A 22,106-nucleotide genomic window follows, 5' to 3' on the forward strand; every position below is an offset into this window, starting at 1 on the left:
CCGCCGGGAGGAGGTCAGGCCTGGCCGGTGTGGCGGGCGGCCGCGCGCTGGGCCCGCCGGGAGGTGCGCGGCGCCGGGGCGTCGCCGCCCGGGGCCGTGCCGGGGGCGAGGCCCATCAGCTCGGCGAGGTTGTCCACGAAGGACCGGATGGTGGGGAACTCGACGAAGGAGGTGGCCTGCACCTCGAAGCCCAGTTCCTCGGCGAGCTTGGCGACGACCTCGATGAGTACCAGGGAGTCCAGGCCCAGGTCGAAGAGGTTGGTGTCGGGCGCGGCGAGGTGCCGGCCGCCGAGGACCTTGCCGATCGACTCGGTGAGGTGGTCGCGGATCAGTTCGACGTTGTGTTCGGGGTCGGCCGGGTCGAAGCGGGCGATCAGCCGGTCCCCGGCCGCTGCCGTCTCGGGCCGGGTGCCGTGCTCGCCGGGCTCCACCCAGTGACGCCGTCGCTCGAAGCGGTGGGTGGGCAGGGGCACCCGGCGGATGTCCCGGCCGGTGTGCACGGCGGTGAAGTCGAGGGTGGCGCCGAGCACCCACTGGTCGGCGGCGAGGGTGAGCAGGTGGGTGAGGCCTCCCGGTTCGCCGTCCGGTGGGGTGAGGCGGACCACGTGCCGCCCGGTGCCGTCGAGCAGCGCGTCCCAGGACGCCGTCGCGTCGGCCGGGCCGGTCCAGACGGCGGGGTCGCGGCCCTCGTCCTCGGTCATCCAGCTGCCGGTGCGCGGCGACACGACGGGCAGCCGGGGCGGGTCGACGCGGTGGGGCGCGGTGCCGCGGGCCAGGGCGAGGGCGTCGGCGAGCGGGAGGGCCTCGGTGAGCGCGGCGGCCGTGGCGAGGCCGGTGCCGGTGGCGGCGAGGCCGGCCGGTGCCACGCCCCAGGCGGTGAGGGCGGTGGCGAGGGCGTACTCGTGGCAGCAGGCGGCGACGGCGCCGTCCTCGGCGAGGAGGGCCTCGGCCTCGCCGGGGCGCCCGAGGGCCGTGGCACAGGCGTCGGCGGCGTCCCGGTAGGCGGGCACCGACCCGTACAGTCCGGCCGCGTCGGCCGGGTCGGCGCCGGTGCCGGTCAGGACGAGGACGGGGGCGCTCGGCTCGCGTCCGCCCGCGCCACGGCGGATGCGCTCGTCGTTGCCGAGGGCGAGTGCCATGGCGGCGGAGCGGGTGCCGTCCGCGACCAGGGCCAGCCGGTGGGTGTGGGCGCGGCGGCCGAGGCCGAGGGTCTGGGCGACGGCGGCCGGGTCCAGGCCGGGGTGGGCCCGAAGGTGGCGGGCCAGCGCGGTGGCGGCCTGTTCGAGGGCGTCCTCGGAGCGGGCGGAGAGGACCAGCAGCTCCGGCCGGTCCTCCTGCGGGGCCCGACCGCGGGCCGGGCCCTCCTCCAGGATCACATGGGCGTTCGTACCGCCGATGCCGAAGGAGCTGACGCCGGCGCGCAGTGGGCCCGTGACGCTCTTCCACTCGGTCTTCTCGGTGTTGACGAAGAACGGGCCGGCCGCGAAGTCGATGTCCGGGTTGGGCTCGCTGAAGTGCAGGCTGGGCACCAGGGTGCGGTGCTCCAGCATCAGCGCGGTCTTGATCAGGCCGGCCATGCCGGCGGCCGTGTCCAGGTGCCCGATGTTGGTCTTCACCGAGCCGAGCGCGCAGTACCCGGACCGGTCGGTGCCTTCGCGGAAGGCCTCGGTGAGCGCGGCGACCTCGATGGGGTCGCCGAGCGGCGTGCCGGTGCCGTGCGCCTCGACGTAGCCGATGGTCTCCGGCTCGACGTCGGCGACCTCCTGGGCGTCGGCGACGACGGCGGCCTGCCCGGAGATGCTGGGCGCGGTGTAACCGGTCTTGCCGGAGCCGTCGTTGTTGATGGCCGAGCCCTTGACGACGGCGTGGATCCAGTCGCCGTCGGCGAGCGCCTCCTTCAGCCGCTTGAGGACGACCGCTCCGGCGCCGCTGCCGATCACGGTGCCGCGGGCCTCGGCGTCGAAGGCGCGGCAGTGGCCGTCGGGCGAGAAGATCATGCCTTCCTGGTACTGGTACCCCTGGCCCGGCGGGTTGAGGTGGACCGCGCCCACCAGGGCCATGTCGCACTCGCCGCCGATCAGCGCGAGGCAGGCGGTGTGCAGCGCGACCAGCGAGGTGGAGCAGGCGGTGTTGACGTTGACGCTGGGGCCGGTCAGGTTGAGCTTGTACGACACCCGGGTGGCGAGGAAGTCCTTGTCGTTGGCGAGCATCAGCCGGTAGTGGTCCACGGAGGACGCGGCCCGGTAGCGCTCGCCCAGGTTGTGCAGCAGGTAGGTGTTCATGCCGGCGCCGGCGTAGACGCCGATCTGGGCGTCGGTGCGCTCGGGGTCGTAGCCGGCCCGCTCCAGGGCTTCCAGGGAGCACTCCAGGAAGACCCGGTGCTGCGGGTCGAGGATCTCGGCCTCGTCCTGGGTGAACTGGAACAGCCCGGAGTCGAACAGGTCGGTGCCGGGGACGGTCTGGGCGGCCTTCACGTAGCGCGGGTCGGCCAGCCGGGCGGCGGGGACGCCGGCGGCGAGGAGTTCCTCGTCGGTGTACCGGGTCAGTGTCTCGCGGCCCTGGCTGAGGACGTCCCAGAAGCGGTCGACGGAGTCGGCGCCCGGGAAGCGGCAGGCCATGCCGATGATGGCGACGTCGGAGTCGGAAAGCGTCATGGTGTGGGTTCTCCTGCTCGGTGTCAGCTCAGCCGGATGCCGAGGTCGGCGGCGACGGATCGCATGTCGAGGAAGCTGCGGGCGACGAAGCGTGCGGCGTCCTCGGAGGCGTCCATGCGCTGGAAGAGGTCGACGAGGCTGCGCTCCTGCTCGTCGCGGTCGCCCTCGCCCGCCGCGATCTCCTTGACGACCTTGCCGAGCCGGTCCTCCACGTCGGCGAGGTCGAGCGAGCGCGGGAACTTGATGCTGAAGGTGTTGCGGTCGTAGGAGGCGTTGCGCTTGACGGACCGCACGTGGCTGGACGCGTTGAGCTTGTAGAACATGCAGTCGAAGTTCGAGTACGAGTAGTAGTTCAGCAGCGGGAAGAGCGTGCAGTGGGTCTCCATCGGCGACGACTGGTAGAGGCCCTTGGCGCGCAGTTCCTCGACGATGCGGTCGGGGTCGTACTCGTGCCGCATGGCGATGAACGGGAAGACGATCTTCGGCAGGTTCTCGTCGTCGTCGAAGAGCAGCTCCTCCAGCTGCCCGCCGAAGAGCGTGTCGACGAGGCGCTCGCCGAACGTCTTGTAGAAGTCGCGCACGATCTCCCGGACGTTGGACTCCATGGTGAGGATCTGCTGCGGGTCGGCGCAGAGCGCGATGTACGGGATCTTCTGGCGGTACGCCATGAGGATCGCGCGCAGCACGAAGAAGGTGCGGCAGGAGACGCAGGGCAGCTTCTCGTCGAGGTACTTGCCGGGCTTCTTCGGCGCGGGACGGTTGAACACCTCGCGCATCATCAGCTTGATGTTGTCGTCGTCGGCGTCGAGGACGAACGTCGCCGGGATCTTCTCCCGGGCCAGTGCGATGTTCTGGGCGGCGTGCTCGCTCTCGAAGGGCACGTCGAAGGTGAAGGCCAGCACCCGCTTGCCGTACTCGTTGGCGAACTTGTCCAGCATGTACGTGCTGTCCTTGCCGCCGCTGTACATGAACAGGCAGTCGTACTCGCCGGTGCCGGGCGGCGCCTGCTGGAACTCGGTGAACACCTCGCTGGTGTACCGGTAGTTGACGAGCAGGTCCTCGGCGAAGTCCAGGTTGCACAGGTTGCACACCCCCTGGTCGTCGAGAACCACTCCCGGATGACCGGCCTTGAGCGAGCAGACCTGGCAACTGGACACGGAACCCCCTGGTGATACGGACGGATCGGGTTGTGCTGTGGGCGTGGTGGCGTCGGGCCGGCCGGTCACGGGCGCCGCCCCCTGCGGTCGCGGCGACGGGCGAGCGCCGCCGTGTCGCGGGAGCGCCGGGGCCGGGACCCGGCGGGCTCGGCGGGACGGCCGGCGTCGTCGGCCCGGCCCGCATGGGCGGCCATGGCCCGTACGGTCGGATGGCCGAACATGTCGAGGCGGGTGACCCGGAGGTCCAGCCTCTCGCGCAGGGTCGCCACCACGGACGTCAGGCGCAGCGAATCGCCGCCGACGTCGAAGAAGTTGTCCTCGGCACCGACCCGCTCCAGGCCGAGCGCCTCGCACCAGACCTGGGCGATGCGCCGCTCCAGGTCGGTGCGGATGTCGGCCCCGCCGCCGGCGACGCGGCCGACGCCGGGCTTGGGCAGGGCCTTGCGGTCGACCTTGCCGTTCGGGGTGAGCGGCAGCCGGGGCAGGGCGACGAGGGCGGAGGGGACCATGTAGGCGGGCAGTCGCTCGCCGAGGGCGGCGCGCAGTGCGGCGGCGTCGAGCGGGTCTGCCGGGCCGACCAGGTAGCCGGCCAGGCGGCGTTCCCCGGGCCGGTCCTCACGGACGACGGCGACGGCGACGGTGACGCCGGGCAGCCGGCGCAGGGCGGACTCCACCTCGCCGAGTTCGATCCGGTAGCCGTTCAGCTTGATCTGGCCGTCGATCCGCTCCAGGTACTCCAGGCGGCCGTCGGGCAGGTGGCGTACCAGGTCGCCGGTGCGGTAGGCGCGGCCGGTGCCGTCGCCGGGAGCGGTGACGAAGCGTTCGGCGGTCAGCTCGGGCCGGCCGAGGTAGCCGTCGGCGACACCGTCGCCGGACAGGTACAGCTCGCCGGGGATGCCGGGCGGGACGGGGACACCGCGCTCGTCGAGGACGTGGCAGCGGGTGTTGCCGACGGGCCGGCCGATGGTGGCCGCCTCGCCGGGCGGCACCCGGTCCACGGTGGACCAGATGGTGGTCTCGGTCGGGCCGTACATGTTGAACAACGCGCCGACCCGGGGCGCGAGTCGAGCGGCCAGCTCTGGGGGAAGCGGTTCGCCTCCGCACAGCGCCCGCAGTGCCGGATCGCCCGTCCAGCCGGCGGCGAGCAGCATCTGCCAGGTGGTCGGGGTGGCCTGGAGGACGGTGGGCGCGGAGCGTTCCACGCGCTCGCGCAGGGCGACGCCGTCGGCGGCCTCGGCGGCCGGGAGGACCTCCACGGTGCCGCCCCGCACCAGCGGCAGGTACAGCTCCAGACCCGCGATGTCGAAGCACACGGTGGTCAGCGCGAGCAGCGAGTCCCGGGAGCCGAAGCCGGGCCTGCGGGCCATGGTCCACAGGAAGTTGACCAGCGCCCGGTGGCCGACCTGGACGCCCTTGGGCAGGCCGGTGGAGCCGGAGGTGTAGATCACGTAGGCGGGGGCGTCCGGGTCGGAGCGGTCGAGCGGGGCCGCCGCCGGCCCGGCGGTGAGCGCGCTGGTGACCGGTACCGGGGTCACCGGGAACTCCGTCAGAGTGCCGCCCAGCGTCTCGTCGGTCACGACCAGGCGGGCGCCGGAGTCCTGGAGCATGTGGTCGATCCGGGCGGGTGGGTAGATCGGGTCGATCGGCACGTAGGCGGCGCCGGTGCGCAGGACGGCGAGCAGGCCGACCAGCAGTTCGGGCGAGCGCTCCAGATGGACGCCGACGACCGTGCCGGGGCCCGCGCCGAGGCCGGCGAGGTGCCGGGCCAGCCGGTCGGCGGCCTCGTCGAGTTCGCCGTAGGTGAGGGCACGGTCCTGGAAGCGGACGGCGGTGGTGTCCGGTGCCGCGCAGGCGATGTCGGTGACCAGCCGGGTCACGGTCGCCTCGCGCGGATAGTCCTCGTCGGTGTCGTTCCACCGGCCGAGCAGCTGTTCCCGCTCCTCGGGTACGAGCAGGTCGGCGGTGCCGAGGGGGCGGCGGGGATCGGCGGCGAGGGCGTCGAGGAAGGCGGCGAAGTGGCCGGCGAGCCAGCGCTCGTGGTCCGCGGTCAGTCCGGCACCCGCGTGGAAGCCGACGGCTCCGTCGGCGCCGACGCGGACGGTCAGCGGCCGGTCGCCCGGTTCGGCCGCGCCACCGGGCAGTACGACGGCGACGGGCAGCCCGGTGCGGGCGGCACCGGTCAGCTCCGGGTGACGAAGGGGCAGGTCACGCCGGTACGGCGGGCGGTCCCGGAGTCCGTCGAGCGCGGTGCCGATCAGTTCGGTGAGGCCGGAGAGGGTCAGGTCGGGCAGACCTTCCGGGACGTGCAGGGGCACGTCGGGCGCGAGGATGCCGGAGGCGGCCGGGGAGGCCGTCCGCGGGACGGACACGGCGACATGCCGCTCGTCGCCACGGGTGAGCCGGACGAGGAAGGCCAGGGCGGCGGCGAGGGCGGGCCGCTCGGGCTCGGTTCCCCGCTCGCGCAGGGCCTCGGGCAGCACGACCGGGCCCGCCGGGCGGGCCACCGGGTTCCTCGGGCCGAACCTCGGCGGGAGGACCGGTCGCAGCGACCGCAGGGTGCGCAGCCAGCGGCGCTCCTGGCGGTGGGCGGCGCGGGCGGCCTCCGCGAGTTCGGCGACGGCCGCGTCGGTCGGCTGCGGGAAGCGGCCGTCGAGTGCCCCGGCCAGGGCGACGGGGTCGAGTCGTTCCCCGGCCAGGGTGGCGAGGTCGGTGAGGCGGACGTCCTGGTCGCCGGTGGCCACGGTGAGGGCGTCGGGGCCGGCGTCGACGACGGTGCCGGGTTCGGCGGTGGAGGGCCGGTCGGTGACCTCCACGGCGCGGACCGCCAGCAGGTCGTCGCCGTGGACGAGCAGCGCCGTGCCGAGGTCGTTGCGGCGGCGCCCGAACGCGGTGGCCCGCACCAGTGCGTCCAGTTCGGCGGCGGGCCTGCGCCAGTCGAACACGCCGCCTCGGGGCAGGCCGTCGTACCGGCCGTGGTAGGTACGCAGGTCCAGGTCCTGCGGCGTGCGGACGACCGTGCCGGCGGCCAGTTCGTCGACGAGTTCGGCGAAGGACTCGACGCCCGCCTCGAAGCAGGCGACGTCGAGGTCGTGCACGGTGGCCGCCGGGTCGACGGGCACCGTGCGCTGCTTGAGCACGTCGCCGGCGTCGGCCTCCAGGTGCATCACGTGCCAGGTGACGCCGTGCTGCTTGTCGCCGTCGAGGATGGCCCAGCTGGTGGCGAAGAGACCCGCGTGCCTGGGCAGCGGACCGTCGTGGAAGTTGACGGGCAGCCGAGCGGGCAGGGCGAGCACCTCCTCCGGGAGCATCCGGAGGTTGGCGATGCTGAACAGGTAGTCGAAGCGCAGCGGGGCCAACCGCTCGGCGAGGTCCGCGCCGAACGGTACGGCGGGCAGCCCCTCCTCCCCGGCCCAGTCGAGCAGCTCGCTGGCGGGTGACACCACGGCGGCCACCGTGTGTCCGCGGGCCACGAGCAGCCTGGTGCACTCGACGAGGAGGGTCTCCTCACCGATCACGACACAGCTGAACGGCTCGGCAGTCATCGTCGGCCTCCTTCGGACTCCCCGCGCTGGGGGAGCAGTTCGGCCAGCAGCTCGTCGACGGCTGCGTCGGACAGGCCCGCGACCAGACGCTCGGCGTCGCCGGCCGGGGCGGGTCCGGGCCCTGCGGGGGTGGTGGGCTGGGGGGTGGTGGGCTGGGCGGCGACGGCGGTGGTGGCGGGGGCGCCGGGGGCCTCCGGGCTGTGCGCCCGGGGGCCGAAGTGCCCGGCCAGCTGACGGATGGTGATCCGCTCGAACAGCAGGGTCGCCGGCTGAGGGCCGTAGACGGCTTCCAGGGCGCGGGTCAGCTCCAGGACCACCAGCGAGTCCACCCCGTAGTTCTCGAAGGTGAGGTCGGGGTCGAGCTGGTCGCGGGTCATCTCCAGGACGCGGGCGAAGACGTCCGTCACCTGGCGCAGGGTGTCGTCCTGAGAGGCCGGGGTGGCCGGGGAAGCCGGGGAGGCCGCGGTGGCCGGGGAGGCGAGGGCGACCGGAGCCGCGGGGGAAGCGGGCGCGGTGGCCGGTCCCGAGGTCCGTGCCGGCTCGCGCCCGGCCGCCGGAGCCTGCCCGGGGCCGGGCACCACGCCGTCGCTGACGGCGGCGAGGACGCTCTGGAAGGCCGGCCCGGCCTCCGTCGTCGGGGCGGCGGCGCTGATGTCGGTGAAGCCGCACGCGGCCAGCGCGTCACGCCACTGGCGCTCGCTGGCCAGCGGGGAGCGGGGCATGCGCTGCTCCGGGTCCGAGAACAGCCACCAGCCGGTCGTCAGGCCGAAGACGAGCGCCAGTTGGTGCCGCGCCCGCGTGCCCTCCACCAGCAGCAGGGCACCGCCCCGCCGCAGCAGCCGCTTGGCCCCGGTCAGCGTGTCGGACAGCCGCCGGGTGGCGTGCAGCACGTTGGTGGCGAGCACCACGTCGTGGACGCCTGGGGTCACGCCCTGCCCGGCCGCGTCCGCCTCGATGTCCAGCGTCTCGAAGCGGGCGAAGGGGTACCGCGTGCCGAAGCGGTTCCTGGCCTTGCGGACGAAGGCCGGGGAGACGTCGGTGAAGACGTACTCGACGCCGTCGCCGCAGGGGGCGAGGGCGGCGAGCACGGCCGCCGTGGTGCCGCCCGTGCCGGCGCCGATCTCCAGGATCCGCACCGGAGCGGCGGGATCGGCCGCCCGGCGTGCCTCGACCTGCTCGACGACGAGCCGCGCCACCTCCTCGTTGCAGCGGTCGGTGACCGGGTCGCCCCGGTAGACGGCGGCCACCCGCTCGGCGGAGCCGTCGGGGAAGAGGACCTCCATGGCGGGGCGGCGGCCGGTGAGTACGTCGGGCAGTGCGGTCAGGCAGTCACCGAGGAGCGTGACGACCGGCGCGAGGGACGGATGGCGCTCCGCCAACTGCGTGAAGGCGGCGCCGAGTTCATGCTCGGGGGTGGTCCTGCGGCGGGTCGGACGCAGACGGTCCCCGTCCGTGGCGGTCAGCCAGTCCGCCTCGGCCAGCATGTCCAGCTGCGCCCGGAACAGCGCGGCGTGCTCGGGCACCACGCCCAGGTGGGCGGCGAGTTCCTCCCGGGAGGCCTCGCCCGCGCCGAACAGTCCCGCCCGGTCGAGCACCGACGCCAGCAGGCGCAGCGCCAGCTCCTCCGCCTCGGCCACCGCACGCTGGTGCGCGACCAGTTCACGGTCCTCCCCGGGGGCGCCGGGGAAGCGGACCTCGGGCAGCGGGCCCCGCGCACCGCCCGGCAGCACGCGCAGGGTGCGGTCGGGGTCGATACCGAGGTTGTCCAGGATGGGCCGGTCGGCGTCCAGGGCGAACACCTGGGACAGCCCGGCCGCGAGGGTCCGCTCGACGACGGTCATGCCCTGCTCGGCGCTCAGCGGCCGGATGCCAGCGGCGCCGAAGCGGCGCAGCACCCGCTCCCGCTCCGGGTCGCCGCCCGCGTGCCAGTAGCCGAGGTTGAGGACCCGCACCGGGAAGGGCAGGGTACGGGCGGCGTGCAGGGCGAAGGCGTCGGCGAAGGTGCAGCCGGCGGCGTAGCCGGCCTGGCCGTGGTTGCCCTCGAAGGCCACGCCGGACGAGTAGAGGAGTGCGAAGTCCAGCGGCACCTCGCGCACCGCCCGCAGCAGGCTCCAGGTCGCGTCGGTCTTGGACTCCAGGGCGGCCCGCAGCCCGTCCTCCGGCAGCTCCCTCAGCACTTGGTTGACCAGCACCATCGCGGCGTTGATCACCCCGTGCAGGGCGCCGAACTCCCGTACGGCGAGATCGACGGCCTCCTTCAGCTCCCCCGGGTCGGTGGCGTCGAGGGCCAGGTAGCGGACCTCGGCGCCCGCCTTCTCCAGCTCCGCGACGGTCTGCCGCCGGGTCTCGTCGAGCGGGGAGCGGCCGACCACGACCAGCTTCGCTCCGTAGGCGCGGGCCAGGTGCCGGCAGGTGTCCCGGCCGACGGCCCCGAACCCGCCGACGACCAGGTAGACGCCGCCCGGGCGGAACCGGGGTGCGGCGGCTGGCAGTTCGACCCGTTCCAGGGCTCGCACCCGGCGGACGCCCGCACGCAGCGACACCGGCACCGGCCGGGCCGGGAACGGCTCGGCGACGATCGCGCCGGCCGCCTGGGCGGCCTCCGCCGCGCGTACGTCGACGAGCGCCACGCGCAGCGCGGGGAACTCCTTGGCCGCGACGGCGGCCAGGCCGGCGGTCCCGGCGGCCCACGGGGAGGATGCGTCGCCCGCCTCCAGCGGGTGGACGCCGGTGGTGACGACCTTCAGGCGCGTCTCGCGCTCCAGCAGGCCGTGCCGGTCCAGCGCCCGCACCAGCCGGTACAGGGCGACCGGGCCCCGGTCGGTCAGGGCGCGCAGCTCGGTGCGGCCGGCCGGCTCGCGGCCGGGAGCCGTGGCGAGGAAGTAGACCAGGTCCGGTGCGCCGGGCCCGGTCAGGGCACGGTCGAGTTCGGAGTCCGAGAGGCCGTCGGGGCCCACCGGGAGCCGTCGTACGTCGGCGCCGTGGTGGGCGCGGGCGATGCCGACGGCGGGCTCGGTGTCCAGCCGCTCCCCGACCAGCAGCACGCCGCGGGCGGCCGCGGCTCGCTCCTCGGCGGGCCGGGCGGTCCACACGGGCCGGTGCACGACCACCGCGGACGGCTTGGCCTCGCGGTAGGTCAGGCCCTCGAACCGGACCCGCACCGCTCCGGCGTCGTCGCAGAGCAGCACCTCGCAGCGGTCGGTTCCGGTCTCCCTGACGTGGGACCAGCCGGTCGTGGGGACGGCGCCGAACACCTCGACGCGGTCGGCCGCGAACGGCAGCATCGGCCGGGCGTGTTCGCCCCGGCGGCGGACCAGCAGGGCGGCGACGGTGTGCAGGGCGGCGTCCAGGACGCCCGGGTGCAGGGCGTGCGCCGGGTCGTCACCGGTGGGCTCGCCGATCCGGCCGAGCACCTCGTCCCGGCCGGTCCACACCTGCCTCACGCGGCGGAAGAACGGCCCGTAGGGCAGTCCCTGCCCGGCCAGCGCACGGTAGAAGGAGGCCTCGCCCGGGCCTTCGTCCAGGCGGGCGCGCAACGCGGTGACGTCGAGGGCGGCGGGTGCGGGCGGGGCGGCGGCGAGGCGGCCGTAGGAGCGTACGGCGTCGTCGGCGCCGCGGATCTCGTACCGGTCGCCGTCGAAGGTCACCGCCACCGTCTCCTCGGGGCCGCTCGGGGCCAGCGGGACGACCCAGCGGACGTCCGCGCAGGCCCGCCCGGCCAGTCCCCCGCTCGCCTCGGCGACCAGGTCCAGGTGGCCGACGCCGGGCAGGACGGGCCGCCCGTCGACCACGTGGTCGCGCAGCACCGGCTCGTCGGCGGCGAGCCGGCGCTCCCACCGGCGCGGGCCCTCCGCGGGGGCAGGGGCGGGGGCGGGCGTGGTGTCGAGCCAGTGCCGCACCCGCTCGAAGGGGTACGTCGGCAGGGGCACGCGGCGGCGCTCGGCGGGACGCAGGCGGTGCAGCAAATCCCAGTCGACGCTGACGCCCGAGACCCACAGCCGGCCGAGGAGGTCGTCGGCGCCGGCCGCGATCTGGTGGGCGAGGAAGTCCTCGCCGCCGACGCCGTCGGTCAGCAGCCCGGCCAGCGGCGGGTGCTGCTCCACCCGGCCCCGGTGCAGCCACTGGCCGCCCTCGCCACGGCCGACGGCGGCGAGCCTGCCGGCGGCGTCCGCGAGGTCGGCGGCGACGAACGCCAGCCGTACGGCGAGGGGGTCGCGGCCCACGCGCAGGGTGTGGGCGACGTCGGTCAGCCTCGGGGCGCCCGGCTGGGAGAGGACGCGGCCCAGGTCCGCCGCGCGGGCGCGCAGCCGGTCCTCGTCGCGGGCGGACAGGACGATCAGCTCCGCCCGCTCGGGCCCGGCCGGGGCCGGCTCGGGGGCCAGGTACTCCTCCACGACGACGTGGGCGTTGGTGCCGCCCGCCCCGAACGAGCTGACGGCGGCGCGGCGCGGCAGCGGACGGCCGTCGCCGTCGTACGCGCGCGGCCACGGGGCCGTCTCCCGCTGCACGGTGAACGGCGAGTTCTCGAAGTCGATGACCGGGTTGAGCTCCTCGGCGTGCAGGGTGGGCAGCAGTGTGCCGTGGCGCAGTTGCAGGACGGCCTTGGTGAGCCCGGCGATCCCGGCGGCGCCCTCCAGGTGGCCGATCGCGGACTTCACCGAGCCGAGCGCGCAGAATCCCGTGTCGCCGGTGTGCCGGGCGAAGGCCTGGGCCAGCGCGGTGTGCTCGATCGGGTCGCCCAGGGCGGTGCCGGTGCCGTGCGCCTCGACGCAGCCGATGGTGCGGGCGTCGATGCCCGCACCGGCCAGCGCCTGTTCCACGAGCGCCTGCTGGGCCTGCGGGTTGGGCACGGTGTAGCCGCTGGTGCGGCCTCCGTGGTTGACGGCGTCGGCACGGATCACGGCGTGCACGGTGTCGCCGTCGCGGACCGCGTCCGACAGCCGCTTGAGCACGACCGCGCCGACGCCCTCGCCGGGCACGTACCCGGTACCGTCCGCGCCGAAGGCCCGGCAGCGGCCGTCGGTGGACAGCATGGTCTTGTGGCTGAGGTGCACGTACTTGTCGGGGTGCACGGCGACGTTGACGCCGCCGGCGACGGCGTACGCGCACTCGCCCCGGCGGATGCTCTCGCAGGCCTGGTGCACGGCGACCAGGGACGCCGAGCAGGCGGTGTCGATCACCATGCTCGGGCCGCGGAAGTCGCCGAAGTAGGAGACCTGGTTGGCGATGGCGGAACGGTTGGCCAGCACGACCTGGTGGTTGCCGCGGGCCGACTCGGCGGCGGCGAGGATCGCGTAGTCGTCCCACATGACGCCGACGAACACGCCGACGTCGTGGCCCTGGCCGCCGTGGCGGGGCGCCGGGATCCGCGACGGCGGGTAACCGGCGTCCTCCAGCGCCGACCAGGCCGTCTCCAGGAAGAGCCGCTCCTGCGGGTCCATCGTGCGGGCCTGCTTGGGCGCGATCTGGAAGAACAGCGAGTCGAAGGAGTCGACGTCCGACAGGAAGCCGCCCCAACGGCCGTAACTGCGGCCCGGAGCGGCCGGGTCCGCGTCGTAGAGGGCGTCGGCGTCCCAGCGGTCCGCGGGGACCTCGGTGACGCAGTCGCGGCCCTCGGCGAGGTTGCGCCAGAACTCCTCCAGGGTGTCCGCCTGGGGGTAGCGGCCGCTGATGCCGATGATGGCGATCGGTTCGTCGGCGTCCGGGCGGGCGGCCGGGGTGTGCGGTACCGGGGCGGGCGCGGGCGTGGGAGTGGGCGTGGGAAGCGCGCCGGGTTGCTGCCCCGACGGCGGTGTCTCCTGCCGCGGCGGCTCGGTCTCCTCGGGGAACAGCCGGGTGACGGCCTCGGCCTGCTCGGTGAGGATGTGGCCGGCCAGCTCGTCGACGGTCCGGAACTCGAAGAAGACGGTGCCGCGCAGGCCCGGGAAGTCCTTGCCCAGCAGTGAGTTGGACTCCATGACCAGTACCGAGTCCAGGCCGTAGTCGTCCAGCGGGACCCGGCTGTCGAGCCGCCCGGCGGGCAGCTTGAGCACACCGGCGAGGACCTCGCGCAGGTGCTCCACCAGCCGGTCCCGGAGCCGGCCCGCGCTGTCGGTCACGACGGGCGCCGGCGCGACGGACCGGGACGGTTCGGGTGCACCCGTCAGGGCGGCGTCGACGGCCGCCGGGTCGCCCCAGGCGGGCACGAGCCACGAGGCACCGGCGGTGAAGGAGCGGGCGAGGAGGTCGAGGCCCGCTTCCGCGGTGAGCGCCCGCATCCCGCTGCGGCGGGTGTACGCGGCCAGTTCCTCCTCGCGGACGAGCCCGTCGACCCCGCCGACCGCCCAGAGCGGCCAGGCCAGGGACAGGCTGTGGCCGTGTCCCTCGCCACGGCGCACCCGGCGGTCGCGGAGCACCGTGTAGAGGTCGGCGAAGCGGTTGGCGGTGGCGTAGCCGGCCGCTCCGAAGTCCCCGATGAGCGAGGAGACGGAGGAGAAGACCACGAAAAGGTCGAGGGGGTCCTCCCGGGTCAGCCGGTCCAGGTGGACCAGGCCGTGCGTCTTGGCACCGAGCAGCCGGGCGAAGCGCTCCCGGTCGCCGTCGGCGCGGCCCTCGTCGGCGACGCCCGCCAGGTGGAACACGCCGTGCAGGGCGCCGAACCGGTCCCGGGCGGCGGCCAGCGCCGCGTCGAGTTCGTCGGCCCGGGCCACGTCGGCGCGCAGCGCGAGCACCTCGCCGCCGAGGCCGGTCAGCGTGCGGTGCCAGGCGCGGGTCCGCTCGTCGGGCTCGGACCGGCCGATCAGCACCAGTTTGGCCGCGTGGGTGCGGGCCAGATACTCGGCGAGGACGCGGCCGATGGCACCGGCGCCGCCGGTCACCACGTACACGCCCCCGTCGCGCAGGGACGGGTCGGCCGCGGTGCTCGCCCGGCGCGGGGCCGGGCCGGTGAGCGGGCGCAGGGCCCGTACCTGCCGCTCGCCGGAGGCCGTACGGCGGGCCTCCAGGCCGGCGGCGCGGGGTGCGGCGCGCAGTTCCACCGCCACGGCCCGGGCGACGTCGGCGGCCGGAGCCGCCATGTCCACGCCGAGGGTCAGCAGTTCCAGGCGCGGCGCGACGGGTCCCGTGGAGCGGGCGAACCCTGCCAGGGCGGCCCACTCGGGCCGGTCCTCTCCGGCGTTCTGCGTGTGCAGCACCAGGCACCGCACCCGGCCGGGCAGCGCGCCGGTGCGGGCCGCGTCGAGCACGTCCAGGACGGGGTCGCAGGCGCGGTCGAGCCGGTCGGCGGGCGAGCCGTCGTCCGCGTCGCCGAGCACGACGGCCAGGTCGAGCCCGTCCTCGTCGGCGAGGGTGGCGAGCCGGCCGGTGTCCTCGCCGACGGCGACGACACGCCGCCACGCGCCGGTCGCGGCCAGCTCGGACTCCAGCTCAGGGTGGCGGCCGAGCAGGGCGAGGGTCCCGGCGGCGTCCGCCGGCTCCGGGTCGGCGGCGGGGCGCCAGTACGGCTCGTAGAGACGGGATTCGCCGGATGCGGGCTCGGGCGCGGTGGGCGCGACGGACGCGGCGGGCGCGGCGGGCGCAGGGCCGGAAAGCGCCGCCCGGGCGCCGGGCAGCCGGCCCGCGAAGTCGCGTACGGAGGCGAGCACGTGGCCCCGGTCGTCGTACACGGTCAGGTCGAAGCGGCGCACGCCCGCCGACTCGCCGGCCTGCCGGGCGTGTGCGTGGCAGACCTCGGGCAACGGGGCGAAGGAGTCCAGCGCGCCGAGGCTGAAGGGGACGGCGAGTTCACCGGCGCGCGGCGCGGTGGTCCGGCCGGTCCAGTGGCAGGCCCGCAGGGCTCCGTCGAGGAGTGCCGGGGGCAGCTGGGTGTCCGGGGCGGCACCGTTCCGGGTCAGCCGGACCAGCGCCTCGCCGGCCCCGGTCCGGATCTCGTCGATGACCTGGAAGGAGGGGCCGTACGCGAAGCCGGCGGCCGCGTACTCGGTGTACGCGGTGGGCCCGTCGCGTACGACGGACAGCCGGGCGCGCAGCGCGGCGAGGTCCTCGGCGGCATCGGGGGCGGTGGGGGCCGGGACGGCGCCGCCGCGGGCGTGGGTGGTGCGGTCGGCACCGTTCCCGCTGTACACCTCGAAGGCGAGCCCGGCTCCGTCCGGGCGGAAGGAGACGTACAACTCGAGGTCCGCGTCGACGAGTTCGACGGCGCGGCCCCACACCACCTCGCGCAGGGCGTGCCGGGTGCCGGGCTCGGCGAGCGCGGCGGCGGCGCGGACGAACTCCAGCGTCGCCGCGCCCGCGAGCAGCGGCCGCCCCTCGATCACGTGATCGCGCAGCAGGGGGTCGCGTGCGCGCAGGGTCTTGCGGAAGCGGACCTCGGTGACGGTGGACTCGTTGGCGTCGACCAGCGGATGCGGTGCGGCCGTGCCCAGGTCGGGGTCGAGCGGGATCCAGTAGCGCTCCTCGGCGAACGGGTACCGCGGGGCGCGCACCCGGCGCGGGGCGGGCCCGGGCCGGCCGGCGTGCCAGGCCGCCCAGTCCACGTCGGCGCCGCCCAGCCAGCGGCGGGCCGGCTCGGTCGGCGGACCCGCGTCGGCGAGGTCGGGGGCCGGGCCGCCGTCGGCGAACCGGCGCAGGGCGGCGACGAGTTCGCCGCCTTCGGTGACGGCGACCGCGAGCCGGGCGTCGAGGGATTCGCGGCCCACCTGCGAGGTGAAGCACAGGTCGGCGAGCGGCACGTGCTCGGTGCGGACGAAGTGGGCGGCCGACTCGGCGTAGGCGCGCAGCCGTTCCTCGTCGCGGGCGGAGAGGAGGAACAGCACGGGTTCGCCGGTGCGCTGCTCGCCCGCCGGTACGTCGGTGACCGGGTCGGGGTTCGGGGACTCCTCCAGGACGAGGTGCGCGTTGGCGCCGCCCGCGCCGAAGGAGCTGAGGCCGGCCCGGCGCGGCCGGTCCCCGTCGGGCCAGGCGGACAGCTCGCGCTGGACGTGGAACGGGGAACGCCCGAAGTCGATGTTGGGGTTCAGTTCGGCCGAGTGCAGCGAGGGCACCAGGGTGCGGTGCCGGAACTGCAGCAGCACCTTGGTGAGTCCCGCGATGCCGGCCGCGGACTCCAGGTGTCCGATGTTGGACTTGACCGAGCCGATCGGCCAGGTGCCGTGCGCGGCCCCGGCGGACCGGTAGGCGTGGGTGAGGCCGGTCAGCTCGATCGGGTCGCCCAGGGCGGTGCCGGTGCCGTGCGCCTCGACGTAACCGATGTCCTCCGGGGTGACGCCGGCCCGCTCCAGCGCGGTGGTGATCGCGTGCTGCTGGGCGCGCGGGTTGGGCACGCTGTACCCGTTGGTCCGGGCGCCGTGGTTGATGGCGCTGCCCAGGACCAGGCCGTGGATGCGGTCCCCGTCGGCCAGCGCCTTGCGGTAGGGCTTGAGCAGGACGGCGCCGACGCCTTCGCCGGGCACATAGCCGTCGCCGCCCGCGCCGAAGGCCCGGCAGCGTCCGTCGGAGGACAGGAAGCGGCCCTGGCTGAGGAAGGCGAACTTGTACGGGTGGACGGAGACGTTGACGCCCCCGGCGATGGCCAGTTCGCTCTCGCCCCGGCGCAGGCTCTCGCAGGCCAGGTGGATCGCGGTGAGCGAGGAGGAGCACATGGTGTCCAGCGCCATGCTCGGTCCGGACAGGTTCAGGGCGTGGCTGACCCGGTTGGCGATGGTGGCGAAGGACGAGCCGGTGAGCGGCCGTCCGCCGCGCAGGGCGTCCAGGGCACCGTGGAACTGGTACTCGCCGTACATCACGCCGACGTACACGCCGACGGGCCGGCCGGCCAGGTCGGAGCGGCGGTAGCCGGCGTCCTCCAGTACGTGCCAGGCGTTCTGCAGGAAGAGGCGCTCCTGGGGGTCCATCAGTTCGGCCTGACGCGGGGAGATGCCGAAGAAGAGCGGGTCGAAGCGGTCGACGTCGCGCAGGAATCCGCCCCAGCGGGTGTGGGCGAGGCCGGGAGCCGCCGGGTCCGGGTCGTACCAGCGGCTGCTGTCCCAGCGCTCCGCGGGGATCTCGGTGATGGCGTCGCGGCCCTCGGCCAGGGTGGTCCAGAGCTCGTCGGGGTCGTCGGCGGACGGGTAGCGGCCGGCCAGGCCGATGACGGCGATGGCGTCGCTGTCGTCCTCGGCGACTCCGGCGGGTTCGACGGCGCCCGGCCGTGCGGTGCGGCGCGGGGCGCGCGACGGGCGCGCGGCGGTGTCCTCGGCCGCCGGCGTGACGGATGCGGGCGTGACGGGTGCGGCCGCCGGTGTGCCGCCGGTCAGTTCGGCCGCGTGGTGCTCGGCGAAGTAGTCGGCGAGTTCGCCCGGGGTGGCGTACTCGAAGAACAGGGTCTTGGACAGGGCGTCGAAGTGCCGGTCCAGCTCGCGGTTGAGCTTGGCGATCATCAGCGAGTCGATGCCGAGCCGGTCGAACGGGGCGTCCTCGGCCAGTTCCGCCGGGTCCAGGCCGGTCTCGGCGGCGATGAGTTCGCGCAGCAGCCGCAGGGCCTCGTCGCGCGGGCCGGCGCCGTCGGCGGGTGCGGTGGCCGTGGCGGTGCGGGCCGCCCGGGCGACGGGTGCGGTGAGCGCGGTGGTGATGGCGCGGAGGTCTCCGTAGGCCGCGACGAGCGCGCCGGGGGTGCCGAGGGCCCGCTCGAACAGGGCGAGGCCGGCCTCCGTCGGCAGTACGCCGAAGCCGGTGCGGGCGGCGATGTCGGCGGCGGCGTCGGCGCTCTGGCGCATCCCGCCCTCGGCCCACATCGGCCAGGCGATCGCGGTGATCCGGCCGTGCCGTTCGGCGTAGGCCTCCAGGTAGGCGTTGGCGTACGCGTAGTCGGTCTGCCCGGGGTTGCCGATGTGGGCGGCGATGGAGGAGAAGGCGACGAAGAAGTCGAGCGGGTCGTCGGCGGTGGCCGCGTCCAGGGCGCGCAGTCCGGCCGTCTTGGGGGCGAGGACGGCGGCGAAGTCCTCGGCGGACTTGGTCAGGGCGAAGCCGTCGCGCAGCACGCCGGCGGCGTGGACGACACCGTTGAGCGGTCCGAACTCCTCGCGGACGGAGTCGAGCCGGGCGGTCAGGGCGTCCGGGTCGGACACGTCGACGCTGCGGTAGACCAGGCGCTCGTCGAGGTCGGCGGGCCGTTCGCCGCGGCCCAGCAGGACCACGCGGGCGTCGGCCCGGGAGAGCAGCCGGCCGGCGACGGCGCGGCCCAGTCCGCCGGCGCCGCCCGTCACGACGTACACGCCGCCGTCGCGGACGGTCGCCGGGCCGGCGGCTGCCTGGACCGGTTCGGCCCGCGGGACGCGGCGGTCCCGTCCGGTGTGGGTGACCTCCGGGTCGCGGCCGTGGCCGGCCAGTTCCCCGGCGAGCGCGTCGGCCTCGGCCGCGTCCTCGGCGAGGCCGACGGCCTGCGCTTCGAGGAGGGGGTGCTCCGCGCGGACGGTGCGGGCGAAGGCGGCGAGTGCGGCGCGTTCGGGGCGTGGGCCGTCGGTGTCGTGGCGGTGCAGCAGCAGGAGGCGCACGGGTGCGGTGGGGCGGGCGGCGAGGAGCGTGCGGACGACGTGGAGCGCCTGTTCGGGGGTCGGTTCGTCGACGAGGACGACGTCCGGCGCGGTGGCCGGGTCGAGGTCGCGGCCGACCGTGCCGATCCCCAGGGCGGTGAGGTGCGCGGCGAGCTGTGCGCCGCGCGCCGGGTCGGCGGTGACGACGGCGGCCGTGTCGCCGAGGGGCGCTCCGGTGGGCTCGGCGGGCGCGGCGGTCCAGCGGCGGGACAGCAGGGCCGACTCGCGGGGCTTGCCGAGGACGCGCACGGCGAGGTCGTGCAGGCGGGCCAGGACCTGGCCGTGGCTGTCCACGACGGTGAGGTCGGCGTGCGCGGTCCGCTCCCCCAGCCGGCCGGTCTCGACGTGGACGTGGCAGGGCCCGGTGACGGGGGCGTGCACGGTGAGTTCGCCCAGGGCCAGTGGCAGGAAGCCGTCGGCGCGCTCGCCGTAGGCGCGGGCCAGCAGCACGACCAGGGCGTGCAGGGCGCCGTCCAGGAGGGCGGGGTTGAGCAGCACACCGTCGAGCGAGGCACCGTCGGGCAGTTCGAGGGTGCCGAGGGCCTCCCCGTCGCCGAGGCGGACCTCGGTGAGGGCCCGCATGCGGGGGCCGTAGTCCAGGCCGTGGGCGCGCAGGATGTCGTAGCAGTCGGTGTGGGCGACCGGTTCGGCGCAGCGGGCGGCGACGGCGGCCGGGTCGGCCGGTGCCGGGCGCTCGGCGGTTCCGGGGTGGATCTCACCGGCCGCGACCACCCGCTCGTCGGCGGTGAGTTCGAACCCGACCGTGTCGCGCTCGCGCCACAGCTGGACCAGTGCGGTGCGCGGTCCGGTGGCGTAGGAGAGCAGCTGCTCGAAGGAGACTCCGCGCAGCCGGACCGGTCCGCCGAGGGAGAGTTCGCCGGCCGCGCGGGCCAGTTCCAGTTGCCCGGCGGCGGGCAGGACGGGCTCCGTGCCGACGCGGTGGTCGGCGAGGTAGAACTCGGTGCCGGTGCGGGAGCTGCGGTAGGCGAGGGTGTCCAGGGTGGACACGTTCTCGTCCAGCATGGGGTGCGGGCCGGGGCCGGTGACCGGCTCGGCGGGTGCGCCGGTGTCCGGGCCGGTCAGCCAGCAGCGGCGGCCCTCGAAGGGGTAGGTCGGGAGCGGGACGCGGCCGCGCTCCTCGCCCTCGAACCAGGCGGCCCAGTCGACGTCGGCGCCGGCCTGCCAGGCGCGGGCCACGCCGTCCCAGGGGCCGTCGGTGATGCCGAGGGCGACACCGCGGACCTCGTCGTGGGCGCCGCGCACGGGGATGCGTGCGCGGGCGGCGGGCGGTACCGGGCCGTCGCCGGTCAGCGCCTCCTCGAGCCGCAGTGCCCCGGTCACGCAGGCGGCGGCCCGGGCCGCGAGCCCGTCGCCGTGCACCGCGACCGGGGTGAGGCCCCAGCCGAGCCAGAGCTTGCCGAGGGCGTACTGCACGGCGAACGCCCGTCCCCGCTCGCCGAGCCGGTCGGCGCCCGCGGCCAGTGCGGCCTCGTGGTGCCGGGCGAAGGCGGGCTCGGCGGCGGCCCACCGGTCGGCCAGGTCCGCCGCGTCCGGGACGTCGTCGGCGAAGACGAAGGAGACCTCGCCGGGCGCGGGCCGCTCGGGGGACGGGGCGTCGCGCAGTGCCCGGGCGAGGGTGGCGCGGTCGGTGCCGGTGACGGCGAGCCGGTACTCGTGGGCGCGGCGGCCGACGGCCAGCGTGTAGGCGATGTCGGCGAGTGCGGCCGGGTCGTCGCCTTCGAGGTGGGCGGCCAGGTTCCCGGCGGCCGTGGCCAGTGCGGTCGTGGTGCGGGCGGACACCACCAGCAGCTGCCGCGCGCGGTGTGCGTCGCCGGTGGCGGGGGCGGGCGGGGCCTCCTGGAGGACCGCGTGGGCGTTGGTGCCGCCGATGCCGAAGGAGCTGACGCCGGCGCGCAGCGGGCCGTCCCCCGTCCACGGCGTGGTGTCGGTGCTCACCTTGAAGGGGCCGGCGGCGAAGTCGATGGCCGGGTTGGGGGTGGTGTGGTTGACGGTCGGTACCAGCGTCCGGTGCTTCATCATCAGCACCGTCTTGATCACGCCCGCGACACCGGCGGCGGCGTCCAGGTGGCCGATGTTGGACTTCACGGAGCCGATGGCGCAGAACCCGGTGTCGGCGGTGGCCTCCCGGAACGCCCGGGTCAGCGCCGAGACCTCGACCGGGTCGCCGAGGCGGGTGGCGGTGCCGTGTGCCTCGACGTAGCCGATGGTGCGGGGGTCGACGCCGGAGACGGTGTGCGCCTCGCGGATGACGGCGGTCTGGCCGGCGGCGCCGGGCGCGGCGAAGCTCACCTTGCCGGATCCGTCGTTGTTGGTGGCCGTGCCCTTGATGACGGCGTGGATGGTGTCCCGGTCCGCGACGGCGTCCCGCAGGAGCTTGAGGACCAGGACACCGACGCCGTTGCCGAGGACGGTGCCGCTGGCGTCCGCGTCGAAGGTGCGCACGTGCCCGTCCCGGGACAGGATCGCGCCCTCCTCGTACAGGTACCCCTTGGCCTGCGGCAGTTTCACGGTGACACCGCCGGCCAGCGCCATGTCGCACTCGCCGTTGACGAGGCCCTGGCAGGCCAGGTGGAGGGCGACGAGGGAGGTGGAGCAGGCGGTCTGGACGGCGTAGCTGGGGCCTTTGAGGTCGAGTTTGTACGACAGCCGGGTGGCCAGGAAGTCCTTGTCGTTGCCGACCATCACCGCGAAGTGCCGGGAGGTGGTGGTCTGGTCGACGTGCGGCAGGACCTGCTGCTGGAGGTAGGTGTTGATGGCCGCGCCGGCGTAGACGCTGATCAGTCCGTCGTAGCGGGCGGGGTCGTAGCCGGCGTGTTCCAGGGCGGTGTGGCCGGCCGTGAGCAGGATCCGGTGCTGCGGGTCGGTGATCGCGGCCTCGGCCGGGGTGAACTCGAAGTACCCCGTGTCGAACAGGTCGACGTCGGGGATGATCCCGTGGGCGGGGACGTACTCCGGGTCGTCCAGCAGCCGGGTGGGCACCCCCGCCGCCGCCAGTTCCTCGCGGCTGAAGCGGGTGATGCCCTCGCGGCCCTCGCTCAGCAGGCGCCAGAAGGAGTCCAGGTCGTCGGCGCCGGGAAGGCGCCCGGCCATGCCGATGATGGCGACGTCCGTATCGGCGACCACCGGAACCGGGTTGTTCACTGACCCAACACTCCTTATTTTCCTGCGCTCACTTGGGGAAGACGG

At 75.3% G+C, this 22,106-nt stretch carries 4 protein-coding genes; all 4 read right to left on the bottom strand.

Translation table 11 applies throughout. The annotated features are described in order from the left end of the window. Positions 1 to 14: 14 nt before the first annotated feature. Positions 15 to 2,654, bottom strand: a complete 2,640-nt coding sequence (locus tag Sco07f_RS41115) for a type I polyketide synthase (protein WP_108988771.1) — start codon at positions 2,652 to 2,654, stop codon at positions 15 to 17. Positions 2,655 to 2,677: 23 nt separating this feature from the next. Continuing rightward, on the bottom strand, positions 2,678 to 3,811 hold the full coding sequence (locus tag Sco07f_RS21055) for an adenine nucleotide alpha hydrolase family protein (protein WP_087788849.1): 1,134 nt from the start codon (positions 3,809 to 3,811) through the stop codon (positions 2,678 to 2,680). A 65-nt stretch (positions 3,812 to 3,876) separates the two neighbouring features. Beyond that, positions 3,877 to 7,353 carry an amino acid adenylation domain-containing protein gene (locus Sco07f_RS21060; RefSeq protein ID WP_108988772.1) on the bottom strand — a complete coding sequence of 1,159 codons (3,477 nt, stop codon included), beginning with the start codon at positions 7,351 to 7,353 and terminating at the stop codon, positions 3,877 to 3,879. Further along, positions 7,350 to 22,061 (bottom strand): SDR family NAD(P)-dependent oxidoreductase, encoded by a 14,712-nt coding sequence (locus Sco07f_RS21065; RefSeq protein ID WP_244942087.1) that lies wholly within the window; start codon positions 22,059 to 22,061, stop codon positions 7,350 to 7,352. Before Sco07f_RS21065 ends, Sco07f_RS21060 begins: the two co-directional genes overlap by 4 nt. Positions 22,062 to 22,106: the final 45 nt, after the last annotated feature.

This window comes from Streptomyces coelicoflavus, from assembly GCF_003112555.1.
In the GTDB taxonomy this organism is placed as follows: domain Bacteria; phylum Actinomycetota; class Actinomycetes; order Streptomycetales; family Streptomycetaceae; genus Streptomyces; species Streptomyces coelicoflavus.